5 protein-coding genes are annotated in these 3608 nt (G+C 43.2%); 3 read left to right on the forward strand and 2 right to left on the reverse strand.

Annotated features, from left to right (window positions below; all coding sequences use genetic code 11):
- A partial coding sequence (locus tag E1163_RS01675) for an OsmC family protein (protein ID WP_155168811.1) occupies window positions 1-356 on the reverse strand: 356 nt, incomplete at its 3' end.
- A 288-nt stretch (window positions 357-644) separates the two neighbouring features.
- On the opposite strand from E1163_RS01675, the gene E1163_RS01680 reads away from it, so the two are divergent.
- The 3 genes from E1163_RS01680 (at window position 645) to E1163_RS01690 (ending at window position 2808) form a co-directional block, all read left to right on the forward strand.
- A complete protein-coding gene (locus E1163_RS01680) occupies window positions 645-791 on the forward strand; it encodes a hypothetical protein (protein ID WP_155168813.1) in 147 nt (48 codons plus the stop codon).
- Window positions 788-1108 carry a DUF6686 family protein gene (locus E1163_RS01685; RefSeq protein WP_155168816.1) on the forward strand — a complete coding sequence of 107 codons (321 nt, stop codon included), beginning with the start codon at window positions 788-790 and terminating at the stop codon, window positions 1106-1108. Before E1163_RS01680 ends, E1163_RS01685 begins: the two co-directional genes overlap by 4 nt.
- A 482-nt stretch (window positions 1109-1590) precedes the next feature.
- A complete protein-coding gene (locus E1163_RS01690) occupies window positions 1591-2808 on the forward strand; it encodes a hypothetical protein (protein WP_155168818.1) in 1218 nt (405 codons plus the stop codon).
- 302 nt (window positions 2809-3110) lie between these two features.
- On the opposite strand, the gene E1163_RS01695 is transcribed toward E1163_RS01690, so the two are convergent.
- On the reverse strand, window positions 3111-3608 hold a 498-nt coding region (locus E1163_RS01695; RefSeq protein WP_155168820.1), incomplete at its 5' end, for an HD domain-containing protein.

Here is a 3608-nt window from a genome sequence, read left to right on the forward strand (position 1 = left end):
AGGTCTGAAAAAATAACCCGCGGCCTCAGGGTCACACTCGTCATGGCCATTTGTCCATTTTCATTTTTATCCATAATGCCCTCTGCCTCGTCTTCATAGGCCTCGATCACATAGCTTTTACTGGCGGCTATGGAAAGAAAAAAGAGCATATGGCAGCTCGAAAGTGCCGCAATAAAAGCCTCTTCCGGATCAATAGCCGAGGCATCTGACATAGGCACAGGCACCACCTGAGGCGATGATGAGGCTTTGACGGCCACACCCCCGTCAAATGACCATTGATGCACCCGGCTGTATTTGTTGTCAGTAAAACCCTCCGCTGCACCCTTCTTCCAAAGTACTCTGGTTGTGTATTTCATTTGAATGTTGAATGTTTAATGTTGATTCTGTTGCTAAGGTAGGTGCTAATAGTTGCTGACATTTCATCCTGAAATGAAGTATGGAATTCCTGAAACAACCGCACAGGCTAACTATCACTAGTGATGGAAAAATCGCTAAAAATAGGCATTGACAGTTTGAAAGTTAAGATGCAGTTTTACATTATTTAGAATTAATCTAAATAATGAAGCCCTTGTTGATCCTGCACCTCATATTTTAGACATGCTGCCGGGGCAGGATCAACCAAGGCACCAAAAACCAAAAAGATCATGGATCATACTAATTACGACACACTGATTGCCCAGCTTAACCGCGAGCTGGAGAACAAGCAAAAAAACAAGGCACGGATCAGATCAATCATTGAAGAATCTGAATGTCCATACTTAAAGAAGGCGATAAACCCAGCTCAGAAATGAATTGTAACGCAGAAAAGCTGGTTTTAACCAGAAACGGGGCTATCACTCAATGCCGGGGTTGTCAACGTATAGGTTTTACTTACAAGAACCTGCTGATAGGTTTTGACCTGGATCAATTCCTGGGCTTTAGTCGGTTCCTCTCTAAAGTCAATTTCGAGAAATATTGCATAAGATGCTCCGAAAGCCCTCCCTATCTCATCATCAACACCTGCCATCACGACATTCAGTTTGCGCTGAACCGGGAAGAGTTCGAAGAGTTTAAGGACATGTCGCAGCAGGCACGGCTGATGCTGGAGGTTTTGGGGATATTGAGTTAGCGAGTATACACTAAATGCCGCGGAGTCCTCTTCGAGACATCTGCCGGGAAGTAGAAAGTATATAGTTTTGTTTGAAAAGGTTCTATATGCCCCAGATCTTCGGGACCCCTGATATTTTCAACTAATGCAGCAATGAAATAACTTTCACTCAAAAAAATTCAGGGGTGACGGGTTTGGGAACGGTTTGTTCCATTCGTTTTGTAATGTGATAAATAAATCAACCGAAGAAGTACCAGTAACGTCAAAAATCCATTTCCGCGTCGCAGAGGGCATTCTGACTAAAGCTTATCTACGGTTCTCTGCCGGGTGAGGTCTTTTACTCACATGAAAATCTACCACTAAGCTTATACCCCATCGTTCCGGAATTGTCGCAGTGTAGCGGAGAAAATATCCGGAATCCCGAACTTAAGAGCACTTGCTAAACATGACCTGCATAATGTCAGATGCATGCATAAAGACTGACTTTGTTATATTTGAGCCTCATGAAGGTTCTTCTCAAAATACTTCTTTCCGTTCCTCTCCTCATTATTTTATACTTTGCGTTCAGCATCAGCCATAAGCTTTATTACTCGCCCTGTATAGATGAAAACGGCATTAACAGGGACCTTTATGCCCAACTAAATTATTTGAACCTCAGGAAAGCAGACCATGCAGCAGAAGAAATGCAGTACCTGTACCCTGAAGGCCTGATGTTTTTTGAATGCCTTTATGGCCTTGCCTGGACGGATTTTTTAACAGGGACAGAATACAATTCTGAAATATTTCAGGATGGGCTTAGAGAGATCGATAAATCCTTAGCAGCAACTAATTCAGAAGCAGCCAAAAGTATTTTCCAGGGGAAAATGCTGCTTACCTATGGAGCATTTTATAATGGATGGAACAACTACCTGCTAGGACGAAAACTGGAGATTATACCACAAGAAAAGTGGTCTGATGTAGAAATTAATAAATTTAAAGTGACCTGCGCTAATATAGCCAGGGCACTAAACTCTTCGAGCACTCCTTACCTGGAAAGCTACACCAATGCAAGCTGGCCGGCTGATATGGTGGTTTGCATTGCATCTTTGGCTTTGCATGACAGACTTTTTGAAGACAAGTACACTGCGCTTATTCAAAACTGGCTGGAAAACGTAAAGCAAAAACAGGATCAGAACGGCCTGATTCCTCATGCAGTAGATGCTGCAGATGGGGCTGTAATTGAAGGAGCAAGAGGGTCTTCTCAGAGCCTTATACTTTCGTTCTTACCCGAAATAGACAGTTCATATTCACACCATCAATATAAATTATTTAAGCAGTTGTTTATTCAAAAAAGACTAGGGCTCAGTGCCATATTGGAGTATCCTAATGGAAAAACTGGTAAAGGAGATATAGATTCAGGCCCGGTTATCTGGGGTATTGGCCCGGCAGCAACTATCGTGGCTCACCGCGCTGCCATAAAGCATGATGACCTTCAATTAGCTATTGAGATAAGAAACACAATCGAAGCCTTTGGTTTTCCTGAAACAGTTGACAATAAAAAGTACTTCCTAAACGGCTATCTTGACATTGCCGACGCTTTTATCGCCTGGACGAGAGCAGCAAATCCATCTCTCAAATCAGAAGAAACCGAATGGTGGCAACTAAATTTCCACCTTTGGTCTATGATAATAATTTCTCCGGTTATTCTAGGTTTATTTTTGATCTGGAGAAAAAGAAAGTAACTGATAGCCTATAGTTCTCTGTGGGTAAAGTACGGTTCTACACACCCAGATCTTCGGGACCCCTGATAATTTCACCTAACACAGCAATGAAATATCTTTCACTCAAGAAAATTCAGGGGTGACGGGTTTGGGAATCGCTGGTATCTAGAAAGTTAAGCTGCCCTTTGTTTATAATGTCCGTGCTTTGGAACAGTTAAGCTTTACTAAACTTTCGGAAGTTTAGTAAAGCCGCAATTTAGTTCAGCTCACCGTTCACTGTTTACCGATCACTCCTCAACCGATCACCACGCATAAGAGCTACGTCAAAAATCCTCCTCCGCATAAAAACTACCGATCAGTTTCTCGGCATGGCCCCATAGTACTGTTGAGCCGTGGTTCATAACACTCACTTTTCCTATCACTTTTTCATAGGGCACATTGTGTTCAGCCCAGGTACCGCCATTGTTTGAGTCGTTTTGGAGTACGGGCTCCAGCCTGTCGAGCGAATGTGCAAATTTGGCTTCAGCAGTGTTTCCTTCTTCAAACTCTTCCCAGATGGCTATGAATTCGGCTGCCTGTTTTTCCGGCAGTAGTCCGAATATGCGTTTTGCGGCCAGCACTTCTGCTGCTTTGGAGTTGTCTCGTTGACTGTCGTAGAGAAAAGTATCTCCCGCATCTATCTCTACAATATCGTGGATCAGCACCATTTTAAGCACTTTTAGCAAATCTACTTCCTCATTGGAGTGCTCCGCCAGCACAAGGGCCATCACTGCCAGGTGCCAGCTATGCTCAGCATCATTCTCATTTCTGTTGCTATTAAA

Source organism: Fulvivirga kasyanovii (genome assembly GCF_009711405.1).
Classification (GTDB): domain Bacteria; phylum Bacteroidota; class Bacteroidia; order Cytophagales; family Cyclobacteriaceae; genus Fulvivirga; species Fulvivirga kasyanovii.

Excerpts from the sequence above, each read along its gene's own strand:
- E1163_RS01680 (WP_155168813.1), top strand. The coding sequence starts at position 645 with ATGGATCATACTAATTACGACACACTGATTGCCCAGCTTAACCGCGAG.
- E1163_RS01685 (WP_155168816.1), top strand. The coding sequence starts at position 788 with ATGAATTGTAACGCAGAAAAGCTGGTTTTAACCAGAAACGGGGCTATC.
- E1163_RS01690 (WP_155168818.1), top strand. The coding sequence starts at position 1,591 with ATGAAGGTTCTTCTCAAAATACTTCTTTCCGTTCCTCTCCTCATTATT.